The sequence below is a fragment of the Gluconobacter oxydans genome, from assembly GCF_006539685.1.
Classification (GTDB): domain Bacteria; phylum Pseudomonadota; class Alphaproteobacteria; order Acetobacterales; family Acetobacteraceae; genus Gluconobacter; species Gluconobacter oxydans.
Map to the genome: position 1 here is coordinate 68962 of NZ_BJNM01000007.1, position 26546 is coordinate 95507.

At 63.6% G+C, this 26546-nt stretch carries 20 protein-coding genes; 5 read left to right on the plus strand and 15 right to left on the minus strand.

Features of this window, described 5'->3' with window-relative positions; translation table 11 throughout:
* Positions 1-14: 14 nt before the first annotated feature.
* The 8 genes from GOX01_RS04785 to GOX01_RS04820 all read right to left on the minus strand — a co-directional run bounded on the left by GOX01_RS04785 (position 15) and on the right by GOX01_RS04820 (position 11136).
* Complete coding sequence (locus GOX01_RS04785; RefSeq protein WP_011253516.1) at positions 15-4550, minus strand: AAA family ATPase; 4536 nt, start codon at positions 4548-4550, stop codon at positions 15-17.
* 34 nt (positions 4551-4584) lie between these two features.
* Positions 4585-5220: a thioredoxin domain-containing protein gene (locus tag GOX01_RS04790; protein WP_011253517.1), complete on the minus strand. Its 636-nt coding sequence runs from the start codon at positions 5218-5220 to the stop codon at positions 4585-4587.
* Positions 5221-5856 carry a thioredoxin domain-containing protein gene (locus GOX01_RS04795; RefSeq protein ID WP_034953666.1) on the minus strand — a complete coding sequence of 212 codons (636 nt, stop codon included), beginning with the start codon at positions 5854-5856 and terminating at the stop codon, positions 5221-5223. It abuts the gene before it with no gap.
* A gap of 55 nt (positions 5857-5911) precedes the next feature.
* The gene (locus GOX01_RS04800; protein ID WP_024716779.1) at positions 5912-6859 is read right to left on the minus strand and encodes a hemolysin family protein; all 948 of its coding nucleotides are present in this window, start codon (positions 6857-6859) and stop codon (positions 5912-5914) included.
* Positions 6856-7362 (minus strand): rRNA maturation RNase YbeY, encoded by a 507-nt coding sequence (gene ybeY / locus GOX01_RS04805; protein WP_011253520.1) that lies wholly within the window; start codon positions 7360-7362, stop codon positions 6856-6858. The genes GOX01_RS04800 and ybeY overlap by 4 nt, the downstream gene beginning before the upstream one ends.
* Positions 7331-8512: a PhoH family protein gene (locus GOX01_RS04810; protein ID WP_011253521.1), complete on the minus strand. Its 1182-nt coding sequence runs from the start codon at positions 8510-8512 to the stop codon at positions 7331-7333. Before GOX01_RS04810 ends, ybeY begins: the two co-directional genes overlap by 32 nt.
* Positions 8506-9906, minus strand: a complete 1401-nt coding sequence (gene miaB / locus GOX01_RS04815) for a tRNA (N6-isopentenyl adenosine(37)-C2)-methylthiotransferase MiaB (protein WP_228119211.1) — start codon at positions 9904-9906, stop codon at positions 8506-8508. Before miaB ends, GOX01_RS04810 begins: the two co-directional genes overlap by 7 nt.
* Before the next feature lie 273 nt (positions 9907-10179).
* Positions 10180-11136: a lysophospholipid acyltransferase family protein gene (locus tag GOX01_RS04820; RefSeq protein WP_011253523.1), complete on the minus strand. Its 957-nt coding sequence runs from the start codon at positions 11134-11136 to the stop codon at positions 10180-10182.
* 305 nt (positions 11137-11441) lie between these two features.
* Here GOX01_RS04820 and GOX01_RS04825 point away from each other — a divergent pair, with 305 nt between their 5' ends.
* Together GOX01_RS04825 and GOX01_RS04830 are read left to right on the plus strand one after the other, a co-directional pair.
* Complete coding sequence (locus GOX01_RS04825; protein ID WP_041242789.1) at positions 11442-13607, plus strand: autotransporter assembly complex protein TamA; 2166 nt, start codon at positions 11442-11444, stop codon at positions 13605-13607.
* Positions 13607-17752 (plus strand): translocation/assembly module TamB domain-containing protein, encoded by a 4146-nt coding sequence (locus GOX01_RS04830; protein ID WP_062269770.1) that lies wholly within the window; start codon positions 13607-13609, stop codon positions 17750-17752. Before GOX01_RS04825 ends, GOX01_RS04830 begins: the two co-directional genes overlap by 1 nt.
* Positions 17753-17755: 3 nt before the next feature.
* Here GOX01_RS04830 and GOX01_RS04835 read toward each other — a convergent pair whose 3' ends face one another.
* The 5 genes from GOX01_RS04835 to GOX01_RS04855 all read right to left on the minus strand — a co-directional run bounded on the left by GOX01_RS04835 (position 17756) and on the right by GOX01_RS04855 (position 22294).
* Positions 17756-19384, minus strand: coding sequence for a tetratricopeptide repeat protein (locus GOX01_RS04835; RefSeq protein ID WP_011253526.1), 1629 nt, complete (start codon positions 19382-19384; stop codon positions 17756-17758).
* Positions 19385-19393: 9 nt separating this feature from the next.
* On the minus strand, positions 19394-19774 hold the full coding sequence (locus tag GOX01_RS04840; protein ID WP_062269768.1) for a response regulator: 381 nt from the start codon (positions 19772-19774) through the stop codon (positions 19394-19396).
* A 6-nt stretch (positions 19775-19780) separates the two neighbouring features.
* Entirely contained in the window at positions 19781-20581 is an 801-nt protein-coding gene (locus GOX01_RS04845; RefSeq protein WP_062269766.1) for an SDR family NAD(P)-dependent oxidoreductase, read from the minus strand.
* Positions 20582-20754: 173 nt separating this feature from the next.
* A complete protein-coding gene (locus GOX01_RS04850) occupies positions 20755-21342 on the minus strand; it encodes a CarD family transcriptional regulator (protein ID WP_024716784.1) in 588 nt (195 codons plus the stop codon).
* A 76-nt stretch (positions 21343-21418) separates the two neighbouring features.
* The gene (locus tag GOX01_RS04855) at positions 21419-22294 is read right to left on the minus strand and encodes a bestrophin family protein (protein WP_024716785.1); all 876 of its coding nucleotides are present in this window, start codon (positions 22292-22294) and stop codon (positions 21419-21421) included.
* A 180-nt stretch (positions 22295-22474) separates the two neighbouring features.
* Here GOX01_RS04855 and GOX01_RS04860 point away from each other — a divergent pair, with 180 nt between their 5' ends.
* The 3 genes from GOX01_RS04860 to GOX01_RS04870 are packed head-to-tail and all read left to right on the plus strand — an operon-like array spanning position 22475 to position 25202.
* Positions 22475-23590 carry an S-(hydroxymethyl)glutathione dehydrogenase/class III alcohol dehydrogenase gene (locus tag GOX01_RS04860; protein WP_011253531.1) on the plus strand — a complete coding sequence of 372 codons (1116 nt, stop codon included), beginning with the start codon at positions 22475-22477 and terminating at the stop codon, positions 23588-23590.
* Between the two features lie 2 nt (positions 23591-23592).
* Complete coding sequence (gene fghA, locus GOX01_RS04865; protein ID WP_011253532.1) at positions 23593-24441, plus strand: S-formylglutathione hydrolase; 849 nt, start codon at positions 23593-23595, stop codon at positions 24439-24441.
* Positions 24438-25202: a ribonuclease T2 family protein gene (locus tag GOX01_RS04870; RefSeq protein ID WP_011253533.1), complete on the plus strand. Its 765-nt coding sequence runs from the start codon at positions 24438-24440 to the stop codon at positions 25200-25202. Before fghA ends, GOX01_RS04870 begins: the two co-directional genes overlap by 4 nt.
* Here the strand turns inward: GOX01_RS04870 and hisI are convergent.
* A complete protein-coding gene (gene hisI, locus GOX01_RS04875) occupies positions 25190-25600 on the minus strand; it encodes a phosphoribosyl-AMP cyclohydrolase (RefSeq protein ID WP_062269764.1) in 411 nt (136 codons plus the stop codon). The two genes, GOX01_RS04870 and hisI, sit on opposite strands and share 13 nt — an antisense overlap.
* Positions 25597-26490, minus strand: a complete 894-nt coding sequence (ygfZ, locus tag GOX01_RS04880) for a CAF17-like 4Fe-4S cluster assembly/insertion protein YgfZ (protein WP_228119203.1) — start codon at positions 26488-26490, stop codon at positions 25597-25599. Before ygfZ ends, hisI begins: the two co-directional genes overlap by 4 nt.
* Positions 26491-26546: the final 56 nt, after the last annotated feature.

A 26546-nucleotide genomic window follows, 5' to 3' on the forward strand; every position in this document is an offset into this window, starting at 1 on the left:
TGAGAAAATTGACCTCAGCCGTCCACAAGCGCGACGGCGCGCCCCAGATCGACTGACAGGACCCGGCTTACACCACGTTCCTGCATCGTGACACCATAAAGACGATCCATGTGCGCCATTGTCAGCTGATGATGCGTGACGACCAGAAACCGCGTGCCGGCTTCTTTGGTCATGTCGGACAGCAGGGAGCAGAAACGCTCGACATTCGCATCATCCAGCGGCGCATCGACTTCATCGAGCACGCAGATGGGCGCAGGGTTGCAGCGGAAGGTCGCGAAGATCAGCGAAAGGGCAGTCAGGGCCTGTTCGCCACCCGAAAGCAGGGACAGCGTCGAGAGCTTCTTGCCCGGTGGCTGGGCGAAGATTTCCAGCCCGGCTTCCAGCGGATCATCGCTGCCGACCATGCCCAGATGCGCGCGGCCGCCGCCAAACATCCGGGCGAACAGGGACTGGAAATGCCGGTCCACTTCCGAGAAGACCGCCAGCAGGCGCTCGCGTCCTTCGCGGTTGATCGTCCCGATCCCGCCGCGCAGCCTGTTGATGGCCGCCGTCAGTTCGGCGTGCTCGCGGGCGATGGTCTCGGCTGTTTCGCGCGCTTCCTCGAATTCGGCTTCGGCCCGCAGATTGACCGCGCCCAGGTCTTCGCGCTCGCGGAGCAGGCGGGAAAGGCGGCGGCGGGTCGAGGTCTCGGCCTGTTCGGAAAGATCGGACGGATAGGCAGCGCCCTGTGCCCCGCCTTCGGGAGGTTCGCTGTCGGCCAGGAGGCGCTCACGGGCGGCGACGGCCTGCTCGGCGCGTTCGGTCAGGCGTGCGATGGCTTCCCGGCCTGCCGCCAGTGCGAGGTCGGCGTTGCGGCGCTGCTCCTGCGCTTCCAGTCCCGCAGCCCCCGCCGCTTCGTCGCGGGCGCGTGCCGCGTCATAGGCGTTCTGGGCGTCCGTCAGGGTCTGATCGTGACCGGAGAGTTTCCGTTCCAGCTCGGCAGGCACAGCGCTGTGTGTCTGAAAGCTGTCCCGCAGCTCATCCCGTCGGCTGCGGAGATGCGCAAGACTGGCTTCTTCGCCCGCGATCCGGGTGCCGAGGGCCTCAAGCCGGGCGCGGACCGCACCCAGGGCGCCGGTCAGACGGACGTCTTCAAGAGACAGGCGGGCGCTTTCGGTCCGGGCGGCATCCAACAGATGGCGTGTTTCGTGAAGGGGCGCCGTGGCGTCCAGAACCGCCTGTTCCAGCACCGCAGGATCCGGCCTTTCGGCCAGTTCGGCCGTCCGTTTGGCATGATCGTCGCGCAGGCGGCTGACGAGATCCCGCAGCTCCCGCTGACGCGGTTCCAGCGCGGAACGCCGGGCGAGGGCCGTTGCGGCGGACTGGTCGAGCGCCTGAAGTTCCCGGGTCAGGCTGGTGGCGTCTTCACGGCTTTTCCGTGCCGCCTGCGATGCTGCCTCGGCAGAGGAACGTGCCTGATCGAAAACCTGCTGCGAGGCATGAGACGCGGCTTGCAGTGCCGGGATATCGGGCCGGTTGTCCTGCTGCTGAAGTGCAACACGCTGGGCCATCAGACGCTCGTGTTCGTGCTCCAGCCGCGTCAGGCCTTCATCCAGATCCCGCAGGCGGGTGAGCGTGCTGTCATGCCGCAGAAGGGCCTGATCCAGGGCGCGTGCTGCGGTGTCCGCGGCACTCCGCGCATCCTGAAGCCTGCTGCTGGCATCCCGCAGGGCATTGCGGGCATTTTCAGCGTCCTGAGCGCTGGTCTGTGCCCTGAGCAGCAGATCGTCGGGAGCGGGATGGGCTTCCAGTTCGGCTTCGGCCTGCGTGGCTGCGCTCTGGGCAGATTCCAGTGCCGCCTCGGCGTCCTTCAGGCGCTCTGCGGCCTGTTCCCACTGGGTGCGGGCCAGGGCCGCTTTCTGCTCGATCCGCGAGGCCACGGTCCGGGCTTCGGCAAGCTGCGGCTCCAGCGCTGTGCGGTCGCGACGCAGGGCTGCGAGTGCCGTTTCGGCCTGTTCGCGCGCCTCAATGGCTGTGGTGCAGGTCTGGCTCAGGCGGGGTTGATCGGCCTGATGGGACTGAAGCAGGGCATGGGCTTCCGTTAGACGACGCCGCTGTTCCAGCCGGGCTGCTCCGGCATCCGGGGCATCGGCAGAGCGGGTAAATCCATCCCAGCGCCAGAGCGCGCCGCTGCGGCAGACCAGAACCTGTCCCGGCTGGAGGGTTTTCTGCAGGTCCGGTCCGGCGCTGGCATCCTCAAGCAGGAACGCGGCGTCCAGACAGCGTTGCAGCGCCGCAGGGGCCTGAACGAGATCCGAGAGCGGACGACAGCCCGCCAGTTTCGCGACGGTAAGACGATCCAGAGACCGCCACCGCCGGTCGGCGGGAATGCTGTCCGGAGCCAGGGACGCATCCAGCCCGTCCGCCAGCACTGCCGCGACGGCGCGGGCCATGTCTGCCGGGAGGTCCAGAGCGTCTTCCAGCGGATCGGGCTGGGCGGCAACGGCGTTGAGGCTCTGCTCCAGCCCCTCGCATTCGCCCTGTGTGCGCAGGATGAGCGTTTCCAGTGCCGACAGGGCCTGCCGGGCCTGTGCTTCCTGTTCGCGCGTCTCTGCCAGTGTGGCTTCCGCCGCTGTGAGAGCCTTTTGTAGACCCGTCAGACGCTCTTCGGCCTGCGTGACGGTATTGCGGGCATCCTGAACGGCCTGTTCGGGTACAAGGGCGGCCCGGGCCGTTGTCTCCGCCGTAGACGCCAACTGAACTTTCTGTCGCGCCTGATCGAGGGACTGCCGAGCCTGTTCAACGGTTCGGAGAAGCGCCTTGCGACGTTGCGTGCCTTCTTCTGCCGCAGCACGGGCTTCCAGCCAGAGGGCACCGAGCCGCTCCTGCTCCTGTCTTGCGTGGTTTTCCCGCGTCTGGGCTTCGGTCAGGGCCTGTGCCGTGCTGTCGCGGGCCGCTTCAAGCCCCGCTTTTGCGTCCCCGGTCAGCAGTGCGGCCTGAGCCGCATTCCGTGTGGTCCGGTCCTGCGAGATCTGGGTCTGGGTCGTCTGAAGACGTCTGTCCAGATCGGCTTCCGTGGCCTGAAGCGCTTCGAGGCGGCTTATGCCTTCAGCCAGTGCCCGCCCGTCCAGCTCGGCTTTAAGGCGCGCCTCCTGCAACGCAGTCGTGCAGTCCTGTTCCCGGCGGCTGGCGAGCTGCGCCTGTTCCTGCATCGACGCGGCTTTGCAGCGCAGCGTCTCCAGGGTGTTGTTATCGGGTGTCGCCTGATCCAGTGCCGCGATTTCCGCCTCAAGAGCGTCCAGTGCGCCGATTGCCGCATCCAGACGAAGGGTCAGGGCATCCAGCCCTTCCATCACGCCGTCCCTGCGGATGGCTTCGGCATCACGCAGGCGGGTCGCATTTTCCAGAGCGAGGGTCTGCTCCTTTTCGAGCGCATCCAGACGTTCGCACTCTGCTGTGCAGGATGAGCGCAGACCGGGCAGAGCGGCCATCTCGGCTTCAAGGCCTGCACATTCTTCCGCGGCACTCTGCCGGGCTTCCCGGTCCGCCGTCAGGCTGGCTTCGCTGCGGGTCAGGTCTCCTTCGGCCTGTTCAAGGCGCAGGCGGGTTTCGGACTCGGTCTGCCGGGCGCGATCGAGATCCTGCTTCAGGATTTCGGACTGGACCTTCAGCCGCTCCAGAGTGCTGCGTAGACGATCCGTCTCCTCGCGGGCCTGTGGGGCGGCCTTGCGGGCCTCGAACTCGGCCGTGGCGGCGGCTTCTGCGGCCTGCTCGGCTTTTTTCAGGTCCTCGCGCGCCTTGGCCAGATCGTCCCGGCTGCGCTGGACGGCCAGATTGGCGCGAGCATGAAGCAGGGCATGGAGCTCGATTTCCGTCTGGCGGATCTTCTCGGAAATCTCGCGGTATTTTCGGGCCTGGACGGTCTGACCTTCCAGACTTTCGAGGCGTTCTTCAAGCTGAAGGCGCAGGTCTTCGGCACGGGAGAGGTTCGTCTCGGTCTGACGCAGCTTGAGTTCGGCGTCGTGGCGCCGGGCGTGCAGGCCGGTGATGCCCGCGGCCTCTTCGAGGAGCAGGCGCCGTTCCTCGGGCTTGGCCGCGATGAGCTGGCCGACGCGGTTCTGGCTGATGATGGCGGAACTGCGTGCACCCGACGCCAGATCGGCGAACAGCGTCTGGACGTCACGGGCGCGCATGACGCGGCCGTTGATGCGGTATTCGCTGCCTGAACCACGCTCGGCCCGGCGGCTGATTTCCAGCTCGTCCGCGTCCTGGAACGGGGACGGGGCCAGTCCGGCGGCGTTGCTCAGATGCAGCGTGACCTGAGCGATGTTGCGGGCCGAGCGTGCGCCCGTGCCCGCAAAGATCAGGTCATCGAGTTCCCCGCCACGCAGGGCGCGGGCGGAGGTCTCGCCCATGGCCCAGCGCAGGCCTTCGACGACATTGGATTTTCCGCAGCCGTTCGGCCCGATGATCCCCGTCAGGCCCGGAAGGATATCGAGACGCACCTCATCGGCGAAACTCTTGAAACCGCCAATGCTCAGGCGGTCGATCGTCGTGGCGCGGCTCGACATCAGGGTATGGAGATACTGGTCCTACGTTAGCGGATCAGGACGCCTTGGCGACGAGATCGGCGAACTTTTCGTAGGTTTCCGGATCCTGATCGTAATGCGTGTTGTTGAAGCGGAAATACGGCGTGCCCTGGATGTTGTAGGTGTCCGAATCCTTCTTGACCTGATCGAACAGGGCTTCGGCGAACACGTTGTCCTTGCTGATGGCGTCGAACTGCGCAGCCGAAACGCCGGCGAGGGCGGACATCTGCTGCAGACGCTGCATCGGATCGCCACCGGCAGCGAAGGCCCACTGCATCTGGCTGGAGAACAGGGCTTCGAGGAAGGGGACGTAACGCTCTTCCGGCAGGGAACGGGCCACCATGGCCGCCGTCAGGCCAACGCGATCGCCGCAGAAATCATGAAACTGATAGCGGATCTTGCCGGTATCGATGAGCTGTTCCTTGATCTTGGGGAACTCTTCCGTCGCGAAATGCGCGCAGTGCGTGCAGGTCAGGGAGAACCATTCCTGAACCAGGACCTTGGCATTCGGGTTGCCGATGATACGCGGGCTCAGCCGGGCACCGGTCGAACCTGCAGCAACGGCGCGGGCCGTGCCAGCGGCAGTTCCGGCCACGGCGAGAGCCGGCGCGGCAGAGACGAAAAAGCGGCGGGAAAGGGAAAGACGGGTCATTCAGGAAGCCTTTGCAACTGCTTTGGCGAAATCATCATAGCTCCCGACCACGTCGGGCGCGGGAACATCATTGATGCGGAAATATGGCGTGCCCTGGATCTGGAGGAAAGCGCCGTCACGGTCCTGCCTGTTGATAATGGACTCGCGCAGGGCATTATCGGCATTGATCTTGTCGAACTCGGCAGCACTCACGCCGAACAGCGCCGCACGCTTTTTTAGCTCAGCGATGGGGTCGATGTTCTGTGCGAAGGCCCACTCGTCCTGATGGTCGAGCAGATCCGTCACGAAGGGCTCGTACCGCTCGGCGGGCAGGGAGCGTGAGACCATGGACGCCAGAAGGGCGACCTGATCGAGCGGGAAATCATGGAAGCGGTAGCGGATCTTTCCCGTATCGATCAGGTTTTTGCGGATCTGGGGAAAGATTTCCTGCGCGAAATGGGCGCAGTGCGAGCAGGTGAGCGAGAACCACTCGTCCACGATTACCTTTGCATCCGGCGAGCCGATGACGCGGGGCCCCATGCGCGGATCGCTGGTGGGCAGGTCATCCGCCCGAGCAAACGATACGACCGCACTGGCCACAAGGGCCATTCCGGAAGCGAGAAGGGTGCGGCGGCCGAGAGGCTGGTCGGCAGACATGGGCGGGGCTCCGCTGGAAACGATGTGATACTCGAACGATGAACCGGGGCCTCCGTCAAGAGCCCCGGTCATCTTCCTGCGTCTTGAGAGCGGGAAGCGGCTTGTTTTCCCAGCCTTCCGGAACCCGCATGCGCAGGGAACGGATATGCCGGGCATCCGCATCCAGAACCCGGAATTCCAGGCCGCTTTCATGGGTCAGCACCTCGTCCTTGGCCGGGACATGCTCGGCCAGACGGAAGACCAGCCCACCGACCGTCTCGATCTCGGCCTCGCGTTCGGCATCCGTCAGTACGGCGCCAAGCCGTTCTTCAAGCTGCCGGACAGGGAGACGGGCATCGATATCGAACGAACCGTCCGGACGTTCCACCCACATGGTCGTGACCGGATCGTCATGCTCGTCGGAAATATCGCCCACGATGGTCTCGATCAGATCCTCGATCGTCACGAGCCCGTCGATGCTGCCATATTCGTCGATCACGAGGGCCATGTGCATCTGGCGCTGGCGCATCTGGAGCAGCAGGTCCAGCACCGGGATGGTCGGCGCGATCATCAGCGGCTGACGCAGGAGCGGGCGGATATCGAAGGCCTCCGGATCGCCCACATAGGCGATCAGGTCCTTCACATGGATCATGCCCGCGATGTCATCGAGCTGGTCGCGATAGACCGGAAGGCGGGAATGGTTTTCCCGGCGCATCAGGTCCAGTGCCTCATTGAATGGCAGGGCCTCGGGCATGGCAACGATGTCCGCGCGTGGGATCATGACGTCATCCGCCGTGATGTCCCGCAGACGCAGCACGTTCATGATGAGGGCGCGTTCCTGTCGGTCGAGTTCCGGCTCGTCGCCCGCATCCTCGATCGGCTGTCCGGCTTCCTGAACGAGGGTGGCGATGGACTCGCGCAGGCCCTGATCGCGCCCGCGGCGGTTGAAAAGTCCGAAAAGGCCGCGGGAAGGGCGGCTCTTGCCCGACTCTTCGGTCGGGCGGTCGTGTGAATCGTCACTCATATCCGGACACTCCCAGCCTGCTGCCAGTTCCCCTGGCGCCAAGGATCCCCAAAACCGAGGGACCGCAGGGTACGGGTCTCAATTCCTTCCATTTCCCGGGCCTCGCCGGGATGATGATGATCGTAACCGGCAAGATGCAGTGCGCCATGCACCACAAGATGCGACAGATGCGCCCTCAGCGAGCGCCGGGCTGCCGCAGCTTCGCGGCGTACCGTTTCGTAACCCAGTACGATGTCTCCGCCATGCATGGGCGAGAGAGGCTCGAACGTCAGGACGTTCGTGGGCTTGTTCTTGTCCCGGAAGCGCGCATTGAGGCGCTTGACGATCCGGTCTGTCGCCAGAAGGATCGAAGGAGCCGGAGACTGCGTGAAGTCGGGTCCACCCTGACGGGCGACCGCGACGAGGGCGCGCCGGATTGCACGCTCCGTCCCCGGAACCGAGGCGCGCCAGCGCGCGTCCTCGATGATGATGTCAGTACCGGCGTGTCGACTTGGAGGTTCCATTGTTTTCCCGGCGCAGCCTGTTCCGGAACACGTCCCGGGGGGCTGGCGCTTTCTGTTCATAGGCATCGACGATACGGGCAACCAGCGGATGGCGCACCACATCTTCGGAAGAAAAGCGCGTGATGCCGATTCCCTTGATGCCTTCGAGGGTCTCGACCGCTTCACGCAGACCGGATGATACACCATTCGGAAGATCGATCTGACTCAGATCGCCCGTAATGGCCATGCGTGTTCCTTCGCCCATACGGGTGAGGAACATTTTCATCTGGGCTGCGGTCGTATTCTGGGCTTCGTCCAGAATGACGTAGGAATGAGCCAAGGTACGCCCGCGCATGAAAGCAAGCGGCGCCACTTCGATCTCACCCGTCCCCATGCGGCGCACCACCTGATCGCCTGGCATCATGTCATGCAGGGCGTCATAGAGTGGACGCAGATAGGGGTCGATCTTTTCGCGCATGTCGCCGGGCAGGAAGCCGAGGCGCTCACCGGCCTCGACGGCCGGGCGCGAGAGAATGATCCGGTCGACCTGGCCGGCGAGCAGCATGCCCACGGCCTGCGCCACGGCCAGATAGGTCTTGCCCGTACCGGCCGGGCCAATGCCGAACACCATGTCGGTATTGGCCAGCATTTCCATATAGGCGGCCTGACCATGCGAACGCGGTGCGATGACGCCGCGCTTGGTTTTGATGGCGGGCAGATCCCCGAATGCTGTGGCGGGCGCGTTATGCGGCTTGCCATGGCCCTTTTCCGGACGTCGGTGGCCGTTGTGGCCGCGCGGGCGTTCTTCGGGAACGGGCCGGCCTTGCCTCGTGTCGACCAGGCGTTCCGGACGGCTCGGCAGGGCCGTCAGGCGGATGACGCCATCGACCTGCGAGGCATCGATCGTGCCGCCCTGTTCGAGCTGATTGTACAGCGCGATGATGGCCGCCTGTGCGCGACCGACCGATTCCGTCTCTCCGGAAATGGCGATCTTGTTGCCACGACAGGACAGCTTGACGTCGAATCCTTCCTCAAGCCGGACGAGATGCCGGTCATGGTCCCCCAGCAGGCGCTGGAGCAGGATGTTGTCGTTGAAGCGAAGGGCAACGGTGCGGTTGCCTTCGGAGCCACTGCTGGTGGCGACGGGACGGGTCGGGTGCGTTGTCAGCAAGCGGAGGCTGTCTCCCGGATCAGGGTGCCGCCCAGGGAGTTGGTGCGGCGCGTGGTGATGGCGACCTTGACGGTGGACCCGATCAGATGATCCGGCCCGTCGAAATGAACGGGTTGCAGATAGGGGGAACGCCCGGCGATCTGCCCGGGCTTGCGGCCCCGGTTCGTCACCAGGATTTCCTGCACCGTTCCGACCATGTCGGCATTGAAGGCGTCCTGCTGTTCGCGCAGAAGCGCCTGCAACTCGGCCAGACGGCGATCCTTCACGTCCTCGGGCACCTGCATTGGCTGACCGGCGGCCGGCGTGCCGGGACGGGGGGAATATTTGAAGCTGTAGGCCATGGCGAAACCGATATCGCGCACGAGCTGCATGGTCGCTTCGAAATCCTCTTCCGTCTCGCCGGGATGACCGACGATGAAATCGGAAGACAGGGCCAGATCAGGACGGGCCTCACGCAGCTTGCGGACGCTCTCGCGGTATTCGTCCGCCGTGTGACCACGGTTCATGGCCTTGAGGATCCGGTCCGATCCGCTTTGTACGGGCAGATGCAGGAACGGCATGAGGGCCGGATTGTCGCGGTGTGCGTCGATCAGGCTCTGGTCCACGTCGCGGGGATGGGACGTCATGTAGCGGATGCGGCCCAGACCGGGGATCTGCGCGAGCTGTTCGACCAGCCCGGCCAGAGTCTCACTACCGCCCTTGCCGTCATCGCCATGATAAGCGTTGACGTTCTGCCCGAGCAGGGTGATCTCGCGTACGCCGCTTTCCGCCATCCGGCGTGCCTCGGCGAGAACCGAAGCGACCGGGCGGCTCGTTTCCGCGCCGCGGGTATAGGGCACGACGCAGAACGAACAGAACTTGTCGCAGCCTTCCTGAATGGTCAGGAACGCCGTGAGATTGCCCTGCGTCTGGGGCGCGGCATCCGTGGGCAGGAAATCAAACTTCTGCTCGACGGGAAAATCCGTCTCGATCACAGCCCCACCCGCACGGGCGGCGCGGGCCACCATTTCGGGCAGCTTGTGATAGGTCTGCGGCCCGAGCACCAGATCCACATAAGGTGCGCGGGTGAGGATAACCTCGCCCTCAGCCTGCGCCACGCAGCCAGCGACGGCGATAATGGTCCGGTCAGCCCCATTGCTCATCCGCTCGTCGCGGATCTTGCGCAGGCGACCAAGCTCGGAAAAGACCTTTTCGGTTGCCCGTTCGCGGATATGGCAGGTGTTGAGGATGACCATGTCGGCGTCTTCGGGGCGCTCGACCGGGCCATAACCCAGCGGCCGCAGGACATCGGCCATGCGCGCGCTGTCATACACGTTCATCTGGCAGCCCCATGTAATGACATGAAGGCCCCGTGGAGCAGGCCCGGTGGGCGCGGTGTCGGAAGAAGCGGGCAGGGCTGGGGAAGTCGGGGCGGTGGTCAAGGTCTCGGTCCGGGAATGGCAGAATCAGGCACACACATCGGGGCAGGCATCCGCGCGGTCAAGCCTGTTCCGGGGAACGGCGTCCCGAATGCGATGGGCCGACGGATGATCAGACGGGCCTGAATGGGTATCACCACCTCCGGACACGAAAGCCGGATTGCTGCCGTGTCGTGTTCCGAAGGTGACGCGGGGGCAGGCTTCAAGTCAAGATAAACCTGATTGTTGGCCCGGTTCTGGCGCAGATTTTCAGGACTCTGTCACTTTCGACTGACCGCGACGCAGCTCTGCGGCACCGTTGTTGACGGCTTCGAAGGTGGCGCGGGACAGATCCTTGCGGGAGCGGAAATCGTCTGGCGTGATCGGGTCATGCAGCATGAGCGACGCGCCCATGGAGCGCCACTGGCCGAAGGACCACAGATGCGGCGCAAGATCCATGTCGCCGTACCAGGAAAAGACGTTCCGGCGGCTCCGGCCGACCGGCAGGCCTTCAAGGCTGTCATAGACGACGGAGACGGGCTGGATCAGAACAGGCGGAGCCTTGGGCATGCCGACCTGTTCCAGGCGGCCGGGTTTGGCGACGGCAAAGAACGAGGACAGGAACGGCAGGACGCGCGAGCCGTCCGAAGACGTGCCTTCGGGGAACAGCACAATATCGTCGCCATCCCAGAGGCGCGCGGCCATGTCATGAAGCTCGCGTCCGGTTTCCTGACGGTTGCGGCTGACGAAAATGGTACGGCCCAGTCGCGAGACGGTCCCGATCAGCGGCCATTTGCCGACTTCGCCCTTGGCCACGAACACGACGGGCAGGGTGCTGCCGATGATGGCGATGTCCAGCCAGGAGCAGTGATTGGCCACGAACACGACCGGCCGCTTGCCTTCACGCACGTCCCGTGCCGTGCGCACGCCGCCGGCGCTGTGCCCGATGACCCTGATCCGGATGCCCAGAATCCGGCAGACGCCCTTCCAGAAAATGCGGGGCATCATGATTTTCAGGCGCCCGGGCAGACGCACGAGGATCGCCTGCATGCTGCACGCCCAGAACGCCCAGATCAGGACAAGCGACAGGCGCCCCGCACAGCGCAGGCGGCTGTACAGGGTGGTCGACGTTGTCGGCTGGGAGGCCGGAAAGTCGGGATTTCCCTCCAGGACAGGACGGTTGTGACCGCGCCGGCCGTTCGGGGTCTTGGCATCACGATGGGACATGGGGGCTGAGTGATAAGGTTTTCGCGGGGGGGACACAATCTTGTTTGTTGGCTTGTTTGTCGGCCTGCCTCTCGGGGTGTCTGTCGGGTGCCGCCGGTGCAGGGCAGTTTTCCGGACCGCTCCTGTCCGGGAGGACTTGACAGGGAGCGCCGTGCAAGGTTCCTCGGATGGTAGCAGCCGCCTTGTTCGGTCTGCGCTCTCGTGTTCCGGTTTTCACAAGGCCGGAAATGCCCTCAATACGGATTTCAGGACGCACGGTGAAGTCAGGCCGCAGTCCCGTTTCTTTTTCTGTGTCAGTTGCTTCGATGTCCTGCATTCTGGGCATCGTAACGGTGTTCTGCGCGCCCCTGCCGGCGGAAGCGAAGGCGTCGAAAGCGGCTGCAAACGCAAAGCTGGTGACGGATGGCACGTCCGATCCTGCCATTCCCTATGCCGTAACGCTGACGCCGACGAAACAGGCGGATCTGGACGCCGCGATCGCCGCATCCTCCCAGCTCAAATCCCTTCAGACGTCCCACACCGTCGGAGCCTATGCGCTCGCCGGGCGGATCCGCAGCGATTATGATCGCGTCAACAGCGCCCTTGAATCGCAGGGATATTATGCGGGCTCGGTGAAGATCAGCGTCAAGGCGGGCGCACGGACCGTGGATGGCAAGGATCCGTCCCTGCCGGATATTCTCAAGGCGCTCGGCAAAAACCAGAAGGTCGCGATCACGATTTCGGCCACGATCGGGCCGAGGTTCAGTCTGGGAAATGTGGCGCTGACCACGCCGCCACAGGAAGCCCCCGCTGCATCCGTTCCAGCACCCACGCCAACGACTCCCACGGCGACGGTGCCTGCCATGAAGGACCCGACCGCCAAGGCACCTGTTGCGAAAACATCTGCCAAAACCCCTGCGGGGAAAGCGCCCTCTGACGGAAAAGCCGTTCCAACCCCGCCGCCCGCTGCGGCGGTGGCGGCGACCTCGGAACAGGCGATCGCACAGGCCCAGCCGGTCAGCCTTCTGCCTGAAGAGCGCAAGGCGTTCGGTCTGTCTTCGGGGCAGCCTGCCGTGGCGGCGGACGTTCTGGCCGCACAGAACAGCCTGCTCAACCAGCTTCAGGAAGAAGGCTACGCTACGGCGAGTGTCTCGACCCCTCTGGCCTATCTGAAGCCCCAGACGCATACGCTGGATATCGTGTTCCGGGTGAACCGCGGACCAAAGGTCGTGATCGGCCCCATCAGCATGACGGGGCTGGCGCATACCAAACAGCGCTATCTCATGAACCGGCTGGAACTGAAGGAAGGCGAGCTTTACCGCCCCTCCCGGATCGAAGCCGCACGGCAGGATCTGGCGAGTACGGGCGTTTTTGCGTCCGTTCAGGTCCGCAATGCCCCGCCGATCATTACCCTTCCGCCCTCGCGCACCCTCATGCCCGGCATACTTCAGGCCATGCCGATCGAGTTCAGTTTCAAGGAAGCCAAGCGGCGGACCCTGTCTGCCGAAATCGGATATTCGACCGATCTGGGTGGGCGCGTGGGTGTGAGCTGGACGCATCACAACCTGCTGGGCAATGCCGAGCAGCTGCGCCTGACCGCCTTGATCACAGGGCTTGGCGGCTCCGCCCAGCAGGGCCTCGGTTATGACGTCTATGCGGATTTCATGAAGCCGGACTTCCTGTCCAAGGGGCAGAACCTGAGCGTGCGTCTCGAAGGCATCCGCCAGCTTCTCTATTCCTATCACCAGACCGCCATCGTTGGCCGCGCGGGGCTGAACCGGCATGTCGGAAAATACTGGAACGTCTCGGGCGGCGTGATGGGTGAGCAGGAGCAGATCCAGCAGTTCGGCGATACGCGGAGCTACTTCATTATCGCCGCCCCGCTGAACGCCACATTCGACAACACCCAGCTTTCCAACCCGATCGACCCGGCAACGCATGGTGTCCGCGCCTCGCTTTCGGTGACGCCCTCGGAATCGCTTGAGAGCGGATCGTCGTTCTTCACGCTGCTGTCGGCCCAGGTCTCGACCTATTTCGATCTGAAACATCTCGGCATTTCCCGCCCTGGACGCAGCGTGATTGCCGTGCGTGGCATCGTAGGCTCGGTGCAGGGCGCGTCCACCTATCAGATCCCGCCCGATCAGCGTCTGTATGCCGGTGGCCCGGCCACGGTGCGCGGGTTCCGCTATCAGGGGGTCGGGCCGCAATACGGCAAGACGAAATACGGCATCGGTGGCACGTCCATGGATGCAGGCAGTGTTGAGTTCCGCCAGCGCCTGCCGATGAATCTGGGTTTTGCCGGGTTCGTGGATGCCGGTCAGGTCGGCACGGGATCGCGGCCGGGACAGGGCACGCTGCGGGTCGGTTATGGTGGTGGCGTGCGGTATTTCACGCCGATCGGGCCGATCCGCGTGGATGTGGCGCTGCCGATGAACCGTCCGGCTTACGGCGATAAATGGGAACTGTATTTCGGCCTCGGGGAGACGTTCTGATGCGTGTTCGCAGGATTCTTCTCCGTGTCGCAGCCGGTCTGGTCATCGTGCCTGTGGGGCTCGTGGCCGTGGCGGTTACGGGCGTTCTGGTCGGGATCAACATCTCGCCCGGCCAGCGTCTGATCGAGCGCAAGATCGGCCCGCTGACGGGGGACATGGTCGAAATTTCCGGACTTTCGGGCTTCCTGCCGCATCATCTGGCGGTGGCGAAACTGCTCATCAAGGATACGAAAGGCCCTTGGATCGAGCTGGATAATGCTGACTTGCGCTGGTCGCCGCTGTCCCTGCTGCATCTGGATGCGAAGATCACCAATCTGAGCGCCTCGCGGGTCGCCGTCCTGCGCAAGATGGTGTCTGAGCCCGAAAAGACGCCTGCAAAGCCCACGACGACCAGCACGGCACCGTCGAAGCTGCATCTGCGTGTCGATCTGGCATCGCTGCATGTCGGGCGGCTGGAAATCGGGCCGGACTATACCGTCACGCCGACGGCTTTCTCGCTGGACGGTCACGCCCATATCCACAGCATCGCGCCGTTTCTGGATGGCGTGACGATGAAGACGCTGCCGGTCATGGATGTGGCGCTGGCCCTGAAGCGGCTTGATCAGCCGGGCAGTCTGACGCTGAACGTCCAGACGCCGAAGAAGCGCATTGCAGTCGGGATCCGGTTTCAGGAAGGCGACAACGGTTTTGCTACGACGCTGGGCCAGATGCCGCAACTTGACCCGCTGGATCTGCACCTGAACCTCAACGGGCCACGTACGGCGTCCTTGCTGGATTTCGGCCTGGGCGCCGGTCCCATCAAGGCCTCGGCCACGGGTACGATGAACCTGCTGACGCGTGTCGGGGACCTGCATGTGAAGGCCAATGCGCCCTCCATGACGCTGCGTCCGGGAATTGCATGGAATGCCATCGCTCTGGACACGGATCTGCATGGGCCGCTGACGGCGCCGAACGGGCAGGGCGTTCTGGATATCGACGCGCTGACGGCGGCGGGTGCTGGGATCGGGCATTTGCATGCGCAGTTCGAGGGCGTTGAGAGCGATCAGCCTAATGATGCGACAGGCCATCTGACAGCGTCTCTGGACGGGCTGAGAATCCCGGGCTCCCAGCCCACGCTTCTGGCCGCAGCTCCCCTGACGCTGGATGTTCTGGCGCATCCGCTGGCGCCATCCGCTCCAATCGTGGCGAAGCTGGATCATCCGCTGTTCCATGGCACGGCCACGGCGGATCTGAAGCCGGCGGCGAAAGGGCATCTGGATCTCGACCTGCCGGACCTGCATCCGCTGGCGGCGATGGGCAGCACGGACCTCAAGGGAAATGCCGGGCTGCATGCCGATTTCGCCATGCCGGTCACAAAACGCGACGACCTGACGCTGAAAAGCACGGGGACGCTCGCGATCATCGGCGGTCAGGCACAGGCCGTAAACCTGATCGGCAAGACGGGCACGTTCTCGCTAGATCTGACGAAATCGCCCGCCAATGTCCTGACGCTGAAAAGCTTCGGACTGGATGGCGCGGCTCTGCACATGCTGGTGTCGTCCGTGATCGACATGGCGCATGGCAACCGGATGCAGACGAAAGCCTCCGTCCAGTTGCCGGATCTCGCAAAGGCCAGCCCTGCCATCCTCGGCAATACGACGCTGACCGCCACGGCCGATGGCCCGACGGATGATCTTGCGGTCAAGGCCGACCTGAACGGTGATTTCGGCACAAAAGAAGTCGCGAAAGGGCCCGTGGAACTGCACGCGGATTTCCAGCATCTGCCGTCCCATCCGGATGGGACGCTGACGGCCAAAGGCACCCTGGATCACGCGCCACTCGTGCTCGATACGGCGCTTCAGCAGGATGATGCGGACGCGTACCATCTGGATCTCAACACGCTGGGCTGGAACAGCCTGACCGGGAAGGGCAGGCTGCGTCTGCCCAAGGGGGCAAAAGTTCCGCTGGGGGATCTGGACGTCTCGATCCGCAATCTGGGCGATTTCCAGCGTCTGATCGGGCAGGCGATTTCAGGTCATCTGACGCTGGGCCTGCACACGACGGAAGCTGAAAATGCGCCGCCTGTCGTGAAACTTGGACTGGACGGAATGCTGTCGATGGCGCAGGCTGCCGTCCAGTCCCTGAAGGTCAACGGCACCATCACCAATCCGATCGATGCTCCGGAACCCGCGCTGGTGCTGGATCTGGCCGGGATGCGCTATCAGGCCATGACGGGCAAGGCCCATGCCACGATCAAGGGCCCGCAGACCGCGATGGCCATTGCGCTGAACGCAGCCTTCCAGAACGTGATGGATGCCCCGGCCAATATCGACACCGCACTTGTGCTGAACGTGCCCGAAAAGACGGTGCGCCTCGGGCAATTGACGGCTCTGGCCAAGGGCGAGAGCCTGCGTCTGAGCCGTCCGGCCGTGGTGTCTTTCGGCAAGACGATGGGCGTGGATCATCTTCTGGCGACGGTGGCCCCGCAGGGTGTCGCGCCTGCAACGATCGATGTGGTGGGAACGCTGAAACCGGCGCTCGCACTCACGGCGCGTCTGGACCACATCACGCCTGCGATCGCCAAACCTTTCGCGCCGGACCTGTCGGCCACGGGCGCGATTTCGCTCAATGCCAAGCTCGGCGGCACGCTGGCCGCGCCAACCGGAACGGTCTCGCTGACCGGGCGTGACCTGCGGATGCGGACCGGCCCTGCGGCGTCCCTTCCGGCCGCGCAGATCCTGGCCAATGTGGGGCTCGCCGCCAGTTCCGCGAAGGTTGATGCGACTCTGGGCGCCGGTCCGTCCGTCGCGCTGGCCGTGCGGGGCACAGCGCCGCTTTCCAGCACGGGCGCGATGGCGCTTGCGACCACGGGGCATGTTGATCTGTCCGTGGGCAATGCTGTCCTCGGCGCCAGTGGCATGGGAGTGGCTGGCAAGGTCGGCATCAATCTCAATGTCGCCGGAACGGCCGCGCAGCCACGGGCGACGGGACAGGTGACACTGGAAAATGCCTCCTTCGATCACTACGCCCAGGGCGTGCATCTCAATCACATCAATGGCGCGCTTGTCGCTTCCGGGGACAGCATCGCAGTCAATCACATCGTCGCCCATGCGGGCCCGGGGACGATCGTGCTGGAAGGAACAGTCGGAGCCTTCCGGCCTGATCTTCCGGTCGATCTGCACATCACGTCCGAAAAGGCCCGGCCGGTTTCAAGCGACCTGCTGACCGCGACGATCAACACCGATCTGCATATCCACGGGCAGGCCACGACGCGGCTGGATGTGGACGGGAAAGTCAATATTCCCAACGCCACGATCAACATTCCGGACTCCATGCCCGCTTCCGTCCCACAGCTCGATGTCATCCGTCCGGGCCAGAAGCCGCCGTCCAGTTCCAGCTCGAGCCTGATCATCGGGCTGGGCGTGGATGTGATTTCGCCGGGTGAGTTCTTCGTGCGTGGGCATGGCGTCTTTGCGGAAATGCAGGGCCGTCTGCGCGTGCGCGGGACAAGCGCGGAACCTGCGGTCAGCGGTGGCTTTGATCTCAAGCGGGGCAATTTCAACCTGGGCGGGATCAACCTCAACTTCACCAACGGGCGCGTGGCGTTCAATGGTTCGGGCGTGAACCACAAGCTTGATCCGACGCTGGATTTCCGTGCCGACCGCAACGCCAGCGGCACACTCGCGAGCCTTCTGGTGACGGGTTATGCCAGTGCGCCCAAGATCGACTTCGCGTCCACGCCAAGCCTGCCGCGCGATCAGGTCCTGTCCATCCTGCTGTTCGGCACTGACAGTCATTCGCTCTCCACGACGCAGCTTGCGGAGTTGGGAGCAGCGGTTGTCCAGCTTGCGGGTGGTTCGGCCTTTGATCCGCTGAGCAAGGTGCGTAACCTGCTGGGGCTCGACCGTTTGGCGGTTGGCGGCGGAAGTGGTGTGGACAATGGTGGCACCAGTGTCGAGGCCGGGAAATACGTCATGAAAGGCGTCTATGTCGGCGCCAAGCAGGCGACATCCGGCTCCGGCACGCAGGCACAGGTCCAGATCGACCTGACGAAGCGCTTGAAGTTCAATACGACAGTCGGCACGGGCGGTCAGGTCACAGGCTTCACGACCCCGGAAAATGATCCCGGATCGAGCATCGGCCTGTCCTACGGCTACAGCTACTGAGCTCTAATGGGCAGAAACGGCGTTTTCGAGGCGCTGTTTCACGCGCTCCACGACGTCCGACCAGTCCCCAAAACGGGTCTGACGGACGATCGTCATCTGCGGATACCAGGGCGTATCCTCACGCCCGTGCAGCCAGCGCCAGCAGTTATTGACGCGGTCCATCATGATGACGGGCTTGCCCAGTCCGCCCGCCAGATGAACGGCTGACGTATCGACCGAGACGATGATGTCTAGGTTCACCATCAGCGCCGCCGTGTCGTCCATCGTGTGACATTCGGGCATGAAATTGATCAGCTCGCCTGGAAAATCGGGGATCTGCTCGGCCGGGCGATCTTTCTGCAGGGAATAGAAACTCGCGCCTTCAATGTCGGCCAGAGGGGCAAGGGCGGAAAGCGGCATGGAACGCTGGCGGTCCACCATGAGCGCCGCCGTATCTTCAGGCCGCGCTGCCCCGGCCCAGACCAGACCGACCCTGAATTTGTGATCATCCTGCAGGCGCTGACGCCACATCTCGGCTTTCCGCCGGTCTGCGCTGAGATAGGGGACGGGCGCGCCCATCGCGTCAGGCGTGCCGGAAAAGGCACGGGGCAGGCTGATGAACGGGCAGTGATAGTCGCATTCCGGCGTTTCGCCGCCAAACTGGACTTCCGCTACCCCGGCGAAACGTTCGCAGATCGCCGCCAGTGTCTCGGTGCCCCAGATATGGACGATGGCGCCTGTCCGGGCGAGGGGCGGGATGTAGCGCAGATACATCAGCGTATCGCCCAGACCCTCTTCCTGCGTCACCAGAACGCGCTTGCCCCTGAGATCCAGCGATGGGGAAATATTGGGCAGGAGGCGGTCCAACGGCATGCTGGTATGGCCCGGCAGTCCGAAACGCCATTCATGCTCCGCCCAGCCCTGCGCCATGCGTCCGCTTTTGAGCATGGTGATGGAATGGTTGAGACGCAGGCGTGGGTCCTTCGGCGCCATGGGAACCGCCTGCCGGTACAGATTGGCTGCTTCTTCCATCCGCCCGAGGCTGCTGAGGATGCAGGCCATGTTGCAGATCGGTTCCCAGTCCTGCGGATCGCTCTCACGCAGGTCGTTCATGACCGCGAGCGCCCCCTCGAAACGGCCTGTTTCCGTCAGGAGAAGGGCGAGCAGGTTGAGCGTGCTGCGGTTGCCGGGGCGGCGGTGCAGACTCTGGCGCAGCAGGAGTTCCGCCTCGTCGAAGCGTGCCAACTGGATCAGAACCGTTGCTTCAGCATCCATCAGCCGGGGATCATCGGGTTTGCGCCTGCGGCAGATTTCCAGCAGCGGCAGCAGATCATCCCGCCGGCGCATGGAAACGGCTTCGTCCAGCAGCAGCGCAATGGCATGGGGGCCGACATTGGCGCTGGCTTTTTCAAGCTCTTCCGCACATTCGGCGTAGCGGTGAAGGTGAAACAGCGCGCGGGCCCGGACATAATGCAGGGCCGGGATTTCAGTCGTATCGTCCGCGGAGGCGTCCGCGATGGCCAGCGCTTCTTCGGGGTTCCGGCGGGCGAGGGCATCCTGTGCCCGGGCCAGGCGGCTGGCTGATGTAAGCTGCTCTTCTCCGGGTGTCAGGGCCGGATCATCAGGGGCTGGTCTGTCCAGACTGGCAGACATGCGGATCTCCTAGTCCGAGGCCGCCGATGTCATTTCCAGAAGGGCCTCCTGAATGCTTGCTAGCGTATAAGGCTTCGAGATGAAACGGTCCCGCGCGGGATCGCCGGACGTTTCGTCACGCCGCAGGTCGCCATGGCCGCTGATATAGATGACCGGAAGATCGGGCCAGCGTTCGCGGGCCGGCTGGACAAGGGTCATGCCATCCCCGTCCGGGAGGGTCATATCCGCCACAAGGGCATCGAGCTTCGGCTCCGCGCCGATGATGGCGCGGGCTTCGGCACAGTTGTCCGCTTCCCTGACCGTCAGGCCGCTGTCGAGCAGGAACTCCGCCAGGCAGGTCCGGATGAGGAAATCATCCTCGATCAGCAGAACGGTAAGGGAAGGGGCCATATAAGTTTACGAGGACCAGTTGTTTTCGAAATCGCCGTAGAGCGTCAGACCACCATCGACATACAGGGTCTGACCCGTGATGTAGGTGCTGTCCTCGGCGGCGAGGAAGGTGATGGCATCCGCGATTTCGCGGCTTTCGCCCGGGCGCTTCATCGGGATGTGGCTCGAAACGGCCTTGTACTGTTCGGGATCGTCGATCCACGACATGTTGATCGGCGTCACGATGGCGCCGGGCGCCACGGCATTCACCCGGATGCCGCGGCTGGCATATTCCAGTGCCAGCGTGCGGACAATGTTGCCGACGGCACCCTTGGAGGCGGAATAGCCCAGATAATGCGGTTTCGGGATGATCTGGTGAACGGAGGAGTTCACAATGATCGTGCCCTTGATGCCGTTTTCCAGCCAGTAACGGATGACTTCGCGACAGGGCAGCATCACCCCCGTGACGTTGACGGCCATCACGCCTTCAAAATCTTCGAGCTTGATGTCTTCTGACGGGGAGGGGATCTGATAGCCCGCATTGCAGACCAGAACGTCGAGACCACCCATGGCCTTGATGCTCTCGGCAACCAGACGTTTGACGTCGTCTTCTTTGGAAATGTCACCCGTGGCGATCGGGTGCTCTCCGCCGGAAACCTTGGGCAGCTTCTCGCGGACGGCGATCAGCTTGTCTTCCTTGCGGCCGTTGAGGGCGACCTGCGCGCCTTCTTCGGCAAAACGAAGCGCGGTGGCCTCGCCAATTCCCTGGGAGGCCCCGGTGACGAGGACTTTCTTGCCGGCGAAACGGTCTTTGTAAGGGGCAGGCATCTGGCCTCACCTCTCCTTGTGAATGCAGGTTTGAAACCGTGACTGAAAACGCATCACGGAAAAGATCTCTCGTGTCGCCAACGCGAGAGACCCCGTCCGGGATGCGAAGAAAACCACAGCCTGATCCATATTGGAGAAGTGCAGCCTTTTCAAACTGCGCTCCTGACCGCGATTCAGGCGGCCTTCATGGTCTTGGTCAGGTTTTCGAGAACCTGTGCGGGATCGACGTTTTCGAGAACGGCGACCTCGGCCACGAAACGCTCCTGCGCGGCTTCGAACAGCTTGCGCTCGGAGAAGCTGCCATCGAGGCTGTCGACGTTGCGACGCAGGTCACGCAGCACTTCGGCGATCTGGATCAGGTCACCGGAGTTGATCTTTTCCTGATAGGCCACGGCGCGACGGGCCCACATGCCCTTGCTGACATGAGGCTTGCCCTTGATGACGGTCATCGCCTTGTCGACGATGTCGCGCGTCACGATCTTGCGCAGGCCGGCCTTGCGGGCCTTGGCCAGCGGGATGCGCAGCGTCATCTGGTTGCCGGGGAACGAGATTTGGATCATCTCGATGACGGTATCGGCGACTTCGACCATGCCGATCTTGTCCACGCGTCCGACGCCATGCGCGGCGTAGACAATGGAGTCACCTTCGCGGAACGGGTCCGCGTCGTGTTCCGGATCGGTCTGACGGGCAGTGTTGTTGGCTGCGACACGAGCCATTTCATCGGTCATGCCGCCCTTCTGGGGGCTTTTGAACGTGTTCATAGCCCCGGCTTATAGCAGAAAAACCCCCTGCTGTCTTGTCTGATCGCAAGGGGGCAACCGGGGGCTCCTGTGTCCGTCAGGGCTGAACGCCGTGGATGGCCTGGATGGGATCGGGCGGGAGATCCCCGATCGGTTGCAGGAGGTCGCGCTCGATCGTGCGGGCCATGGTCAGCATGGGCAGCGCGTGGACGCTCTTCGTGAACGGTTCCTGAAGGTCGCGTCCGCTGCGGTCGAGCATCTGGAACAGCATGCCAATGATGCTGGAACCCAGCGGTGTGATCCAGCCGAGCGTCTGCACGGCCGAGAGCGGCAGGATGATGCAGAACAGATGCGTCGCGATTTCGGGCAGGAGGGAATACTGCGCGGGGAGCGGCGTGTTCTTGATCCGCTCCAGTCCGCCCTGTGCGTTGGCGATGTCGGACAGGATGCGGTCCACGGTGCCATGCACCGCGCCGTCGATTCCCTTGCGTTCGACTTCGTCCCGGACCCCCAGGCCGATCTGGTAGAGCAGCATGTTGGCCGTGTTCGAGCAGGAAAAGACCTTCTCGTACATTTCGGGCGTCAGCAGCCTTTTTGTGTCCTCGTTGGGCGGATCGCCCCTCAGGGCTGCGCGCAGGACATGCGGATAGGCAGCCATGGCGCGGGCCAGATCCGGACGTCCACCCAGAAGGGTCGCGGCTTCGCGGCCGAAGGAGCGGCAGTTGTTGGTGATCGCGCCCCACAGCGTCCGGCCTTCCCACCAGCGGTTATAGGCCGCGTTGTTGCGCATGCTCAGGAAGATCGCGAGTGCTGAGCCCATCAGGGAAATCGGAAGTGCCGGCTGCTCCATCCAGTCCTGGTGAAAGATCTGGAACAGGACGACCACGACGAAGTCCCACAGGGTCAGGATGATCAGGGGGGGAAGGGATTCCCGGAAAAGAATGGCCAGTCCATGTGGACGGTTGACGATCAAACGGCTGTCTCCTCGGATGACGGGATGTGCAGGGAAGTTGTGCGGAAGCGTAGCGGCGAAGTCAGTCCCCGGCCAACACCAAAGGGTGTCTGTCACTTTACTTTCTTTTGCAGCGGCCTCTTGCCGCCATGCCATTTAATACGGCACCCTGTCAGGACCGTTTCAGAGGAGAGTGATGTTATGGACGTGACCGCCGCCATTGCGTTCGAAGCCGGCAGACCGCTGGAAATCGACACGGTTCAGCTTGAAGGCCCCCGCGACGGGGAAGTGCTGGTCGAGATCATGGCGACCGGTCTGTGCCATACCGACAAGTACACGCTCTCCGGACAGGACCCGGAGGGCCTGTTTCCGGCCATTCTCGGGCATGAGGGTGCGGGCATCGTCCGGGAAGTCGGGGCCGGGGTGAAGCATCTGAAACCCGGCGATCACGTTATTCCGCTCTATACGCCGGAGTGTCGGGAGTGTCCGTCCTGCCTGTCGCGCAAGACCAATCTGTGCACGGCCATCCGCAGCACGCAGGGCAAGGGCCTGATGCCGGACGGCACATCCCGCTTCTCTTATAAAGGTCAGCCGATCCACCATTACATGGGCTGCTCGACCTTCGCGAATTTCACGGTTCTGCCGGAAATCGCACTGGCGAAGATCCGCCCCGACGCGCCGTTCGACAAGGTCTGCTATATCGGCTGCGGCGTGACGACCGGCATTGGCGCCGTGCTGTTCACCGCCAAGGTCGAGCCGGGATCGACCGTTGCGGTGTTCGGATTGGGCGGCATCGGGCTCAACGTCATTCAGGGCGCAAAGATGGTCGGCGCCAACCGGATCATCGGCATCGATATCAACCCGGAGCGCGAGGCGATTGCCCGCAAGTTCGGCATGACGGATTTCGTGAATCCGAAGGATCTGGGGCCGGACGGGGATCTCGTCGGGCATCTGATCGAGATGACCGGTGGTGGTCTGGACTACACATTTGAGTGTGTCGGCAATCCGACCCTGATGCGTCAGGCGCTGGAAAGCGCGCATCGTGGCTGGGGCGTGTCCTGCGTCATCGGTGTGGCCGGGGCAGGGCAGGAAATCAGCACGCGGCCGTTCCAGCTCGTGACGGGACGGCGCTGGATCGGCTCGGCATTCGGTGGCGCGCGCGGGCGAACCGATGTGCCGAAGATCGTGGACTGGTACATGGAAGGCCGGATCGATATCGATGATCTCATCACCCACAAGCTCAAGCTCGCGGACATCAATCTGGGCTTCGACATGATGAGCCGCGGTGAGAGCATTCGTACTGTCGTGGAGTACTGAGCGTGTCCGATATCGAGGTTCTGGCGCATCACGCCTGTTTTGACGGCTCCCTGCGGTTTGTCCGGCACAATTCGCAGGTGCTTGGTGTTCCCGCGACGTTCGGAGTCTTCCTTCCGAAAGAGGCTCTGGCGGGGCAGAAAGTCCCCGTCATTCACCTGCTGGCCGGGCTGACCGCGACGCAGGAGACGTTCCTCATCAAGGCCAATGCCATCCGCTTTGCCGCCGAACATGGCATCGCGCTGGTCGCCCCGGACACGTCCCCGCGCCATACGGGCATCAAGGGTGAGGATGACAGTTACGATCTCGGATCGGGTGCCGGCTTTTATATCGACGCCACGTCCGAACCCTGGAGCCATCACTACCGGATGGAGACCTATGTCGGCGAGGAACTGCCCGCGCTAACGGAGCGGCTCTATCCGTTGGACGGCGCGCGGCGCGGCATTATGGGACATTCCATGGGCGGCATGGGCGCACTGCTTCAGGCGCTGAAATATCCCGATCGCTGGAAGACCGTCTCGGCTTTCGCGCCGATCTGCCATCCGAGCATCGTGCCCTGGGGGCAGAAAGCGTTTGATGCATATTTCGGCGGTGATCCGGCGAAATGGCAGAGCTGCGACCCGACACTTCTGCTGCGTTCAAGGCACACACATCCGTCCACCATTCTCGTGGATCAGGGGCTGATGGACCAGTATCTGGCGGATCTGTGTCCTGACGCGCTGGAGGGGGCAGCAAAGGAAGGCGGACAGTCCCTCGAACTCCGCCGTCATGCCGCGTATGATCATTCCTACTGGTTCGTGCAGAGTTTCATCGCGGACCATCTGACACACCATGCCAAGGGGCTTTCTGCGTGAAGCGTTCCGTTCTTGCCGCTCTTTTCCTGCTGGGGGGCTGCGTCTCGCAGGTTCCGACCGGCCCTTCGATCACGCCCACGGCCCATACCGATTTCCGGCATGACACGCTGGCCCTGACCTGGCAGCCCGGTTTCTGCGCGACGGGCGGCGGATGTGAATGGGACCAGACGCATCGCATCTCGATTGGTCTGCACGGACTGTGGGCGTCCGAGCCGCATACTCTGGAAGCGCAGGGCGTGCCGGTGCAGGAATGGTGGTCCAAGGGTTGTGATCTCTATGATCACAACGACACTCCGCCGCAGCTCCTGCCGACAACGGTTGAGGCGCTCCGGGGTGTTGTGCCGCATTTGAAGAAGCCGCTTTATGTGCATGAATACACGAAGCACGCCCGCTGCTTTGGCTATGATGCGGACCGCTTCTTCATCACGTCCATGGAAATGCGGGACCGGTTTGCGGCTTCGGCCTTTGGGTTGTGGCTGGCGCAACAGTCCGGATTTCAGGTCAACCGCGATGACATGCTGGCCACCTTCGCGCGTCTGATGAACGTCCGGGACAGCCGGGCCCTTCAGGTCCGCTGCGAACCGGCCCATAACGGGCAGATGGTGCTGACGCAGCTCTGGTTCACGCTGGATCCGAAGAAGCTCTCGCGCTTCCCGTATGAAGGCGCCTATCTGTCCTCACCGGACGACCAGAATGGCTGCCCGGCTACGTTCCTCGTGCCGGGCTGGACGGCGCCGTCTGCGGCTGATCAGCGGCCGTAAAGCTCTTCGGCGCTGATTTCGGGCTGCGAGGTGTCGCGCAGCCCGTCCGGCGTCACCCCGTGATAGAAACAGCTCCGGCGACCGGTGTGGCAGGCCACGCCGGTCTGGTCGACGATCATGAGAACGGCGTCCATGTCGCAGTCGAGCCGGGCTTCGATGAGCTTCTGCTGCTGGCCCGAGGTTTCCCCCTTGCGCCACAGCTTCTGTCGGCTGCGGGACCAGTAGCAGACACGGCCCGTCAGCAGCGTCTCACGCAGGGCATCCGCATTCATCCAGGCCAGCATCAGCACCGCGCCATCCGGCGCCTGCGCAAGCGCGGAAATCAGGCCGTTCGCGTCGAACTTCACCTGCGCGATGATGTCATCGACAATGGACGGGCCGGGGGGAACATAGGTCACGAACGCATCTCCTCGGGAAACCAGACGGGCCAGACTACAGAAAGCGGCTGCCCATTGCATGTCAGATCTGATGCGGACCAGGCGTCACGTCGCAGCATGGCGAGCGCCCGATTGCCGCTGCGGGAGCGGATGTCGCCCACTTCACGCTCGCCGGAAATAATGACGCCGCCTTCGTCGGGGAACGTGCCCTCCGACAGGACGACGGGCAGCAGGCGGCGCTTGACGAGGCCGCGGTAATGGGTACGGGCGGTGAGTTCCTGCCCCATATAGCAGCCCTTTTTCCAGGACACGCCGTGCAGAAGGTCCATGTCGGCTTCGAGCGCCAGCGTCTGCTCGCTTTCAAAATCCATGACGTCCGGCAGGCCCAGCGTCAGACGCCGTTCCAGAAATGCAGCGGGCGTCTCACCGCCCTGGGCGGGTTCTGTCACGACCGCTCGCCATCCAGCCCCCTCGCAGCGCGGGTCCGGGGCACTCGTGAGGACGGATTCCGGAACTGCACGGCCTTCCGCGCCTGTGACGACCTGGAAGGGCGTGTTCTCGATCTGCACGTCCGCGCGCAGACGGAAGCGGGAGAGGCGCTTGACCAGCATCTCCGCGTGATCGGCCGGACAGTCCATCAGGATACGGTCAGGCGTGGCATACAGGAAGAATTCGCTCAGCCAGCGTCCCTGCGGGGTAAGCAGCGCGCTCCAGACGGCTGTCGTGTCCGTCAGGTTCTGGACGTCATTGGTGATGAGTCCCTGAAGAAAGCTGGCGCGGTCCGTTCCCGTAAATGACAGGACGACGCGGTGAGAAAGATATTCGTGCATGTGAGACACCGCTGTTCCGACGGCTTCCAGCAAAACCACCCTGCTGGAAAAGCGCCCGACCATAGCGGGCAAATCCGTCATCCGCCATCTCTGCGTCGGGCTGGAATGCGTGGAAGACCTCTGATCGGATTATGTGA